Consider the following 2,722-nt stretch of genomic DNA (forward strand, 5'->3'; position numbering starts at 1 on the left):
GAGGAAAAATACACCGCGATCATGCGCCACGTGAACGCCGAGCTGGCGAAGATTCCCGGCGCGCGCGGCTTCGCCTTTTCTCCGCCGGCGATTCCCGGCGTCGGCACCTCGGGTGGTGTGACCTTTATTCTCGAGGATCGCGCGGGCAAGGATCTCGCGTTTCTCACCGAGAACGTCGGCAAATTCATCGCCGCCGCCGGCAAGCGCCCGGAACTGGCCGGCATCAGCACCACCTATGCGCCGCGCGTGCCGCAGGTCTTCATGGACGTCGATCGCGACAAGGTGCTCAAGCAGGGAATCGATCTCAGCGCGGTTTACCAGACGCTCCAGACCTTTATGGGCGGCTACTTCGTGAACTACTTCAACCGCTTCGGCCGCCAGTGGCAGGTTTATGTCCAGGCCGAGGGTGAGTATCGCACGCAGGCGGATCAGGTCGGCCAATTCTTCGTCAAGAACGGCGCGGGCGAGATGGTCCCGCTCAGCGCCGTGACGCTGCCGAAATCGATCAGCGGCCCGGAGTTCACCATGCGCTACAATCTCTACCGCAGCGCGCAACTCAATGCCGCCGCCGCGCCCGGCTACAGCTCCGCGCAGGCCATGAAAGCGCTCGAGAAAGTCTTCGCGGAGACCATGCCGAGTGAGATGGGCTACGACTATCTCGGCATGAGCTTCCAGGAGAAACGCGCGCAGCAAGGCGTCTCGCCCGCGGTCATCTTCGCGCTCTCGCTGCTCTTCGTCTTCCTTATCCTCGCCGCGCAATATGAAAGCTGGTCGCTGCCCTTCAGCGTGTTGCTCGGCACGCCGGTGGCCGTGGTCGGCGCGTTCGCGGCGCTGATGGTCGGGCGTTATGAAAACAATGTCTATGCGCAGATTGGCCTCGTCATGCTCATCGGTCTCGCGGCGAAGAATGCCATTCTCATCGTCGAATTTGCGAAGATGGGCGTCGAACAGGGCAAGCCCTTGATCGAGGCCTCGCTCGAGGGCGCGAGGCTCCGCCTGCGCCCGATTCTCATGACCTCGTTCGCCTTCATCCTCGGCTGCGTCCCGCTCGCCACGGCCAGTGGCGCGGGCGCCCTTTCGCGGCAGGTCATGGGCTTTGTCGTCATCGGTGGCATGCTCGCGGCCAGCTTCCTCGCGATCTTCCTCATCCCCGTGACCTTCTACCTCGTGGAGAAATGGGGTGGAAAGAAACACGTCGCGCCGATTGCCGCCGACGCCGGCGCCTCAGCCTAAGCTGGGGCACCGCGCTGCTTTACGAGGCGGCCCCACTAGTGCGATAAGTTCCGCATGCCCCCGCTCTTTGTCCGGTTTTTCGTGGATGACTGGCATGTCCTGCTGCCGGGGCCGTGGGTGCAAATTGCGGTGGTCCTGGTTTCGGTGGCATGCGGGAGCATCGTCGGGAGTGAGCGCGAGCGTCGGGAGAAGCCGGCGGGGCTACGGACCTTGATGCTGGTGTGCCTCGGCTCGACGCTCTTTACCATGGCGGGATATGCCTTCACGTCGTCGACGGGCGATTCCGGCCGTGTCGCGGCGCAGATCGTGACCGGGATCGGCTTTCTCGGCGCGGGCGTGATCCTGCACGGGCGGGCCACGATCAGCGGGACGACCACCGCGGCGACGATCTGGGTGGCAGCCGCCATCGGCATGGTCGCGGCCACCGGCTACGCTGGCGCGGCGCTCGGGGTCAGCATTCTCATCCGTTTCCTGCTGTCCGCTGCGCGCAGGTTCGAGGTGCATCGGTTCGGTGGCTTGGCGGCGGTGGATGTCGCAATCGAGTTCGCACCCGACGGTGGCAAGACGCGCGTGCGCATCGAGCGTGTGCTCATGGATTACGGATCGGGAGCGATCATTCCTCACTGGTCGACCCTCGGCGAGCAGCGGCAGCGGCTGACTCTCCAGCTGCATCTGCCGCAACATCACCTTCGCGAGTTGCTCGGCGAACTCGCCGAGATTCCGGAGATTCTCACCATTCAGCAAGAGGACCGAGGCGACACCAAGCCTGCTGCTTCCACCATTCTTAAATTCACCGAACCATGAACAAAGACGCGCTCAAATCCATCCGGAAGATCACTGCCCGTTATCGCGTGGACCATCCGAAGAAGTTCCGGCTCAAGGACGTCGACCCCGCCGACACCTGGAAGCTCGAGGCGAAGGACGCAAAAGATCTGCTCGTGCGAGGCGTCGAGATGCTCAGCGATTTGCAGGAAAAGCTCTACGCCGCGGACAAATGGGCGGTGCTGCTGATCTTTCAGGCGATGGACGCGGCGGGCAAGGATGGCACGATCAAGCACGTGATGTCGGGCGTGAATCCGCAGGGCTGCCAGGTTTACTCGTTCAAGTCGCCTTCCTCCGAGGAACTGGACCACGACTATCTCTGGCGCACGAGCCGGTGCATGCCGGAGCGCGGGCGCATCGGCATTTTCAATCGCAGCTATTACGAGGAGACCCTCGTCGTGCGTGTGCACCCGGACTACCTGCAAAACGCGCGGCTGCCCGCGGAACTGATCACCAAGGATATCTGGAAGCAGCGCTTCGAGGACATCAATGGCTTCGAGCGCTACCTGAACCGCAATGGCGTGCTCGTGCGGAAATTCTTCCTGCACTTGTCGAAGGGCGAGCAGAAGCGGCGTTTTCTCAGCCGGCTCGAGGAGCCGCGGAAGAATTGGAAATTCTCCCTCGCCGATGCGCGCGAGCGCGAGCATTGGGATGAATATCAGGACGC

Annotated in this window: 3 protein-coding genes; all 3 read left to right on the forward strand. The window is 62.9% G+C overall.

The window, feature by feature from the left end:
• The coding region (locus tag ABJF10_RS30310) for an efflux RND transporter permease subunit (RefSeq protein ID WP_348548331.1) at window positions 1-1,233 on the forward strand (1,233 nt) is incomplete at its 5' end.
• A gap of 54 nt (window positions 1,234-1,287) precedes the next feature.
• On the forward strand, window positions 1,288-2,037 hold the full coding sequence (locus ABJF10_RS30315) for an MgtC/SapB family protein (protein ID WP_348548332.1): 750 nt from the start codon (window positions 1,288-1,290) through the stop codon (window positions 2,035-2,037).
• A partial coding sequence (locus ABJF10_RS30320) for a PPK2 family polyphosphate kinase (protein WP_348548333.1) occupies window positions 2,034-2,722 on the forward strand: 689 nt, incomplete at its 3' end. The genes ABJF10_RS30315 and ABJF10_RS30320, both read left to right, overlap by 4 nt.

It is taken from the genome of Chthoniobacter sp., assembly GCF_040003245.1.
In the GTDB taxonomy this organism is placed as follows: Bacteria; Verrucomicrobiota; Verrucomicrobiia; order Chthoniobacterales; family Chthoniobacteraceae; genus Chthoniobacter.

Coding starts and splice junctions, on each gene's coding strand:
- ABJF10_RS30315 (WP_348548332.1), top strand. CDS start 1,288: ATGCCCCCGCTCTTTGTCCGGTTTTTCGTGGATGACTGGCATGTCCTG.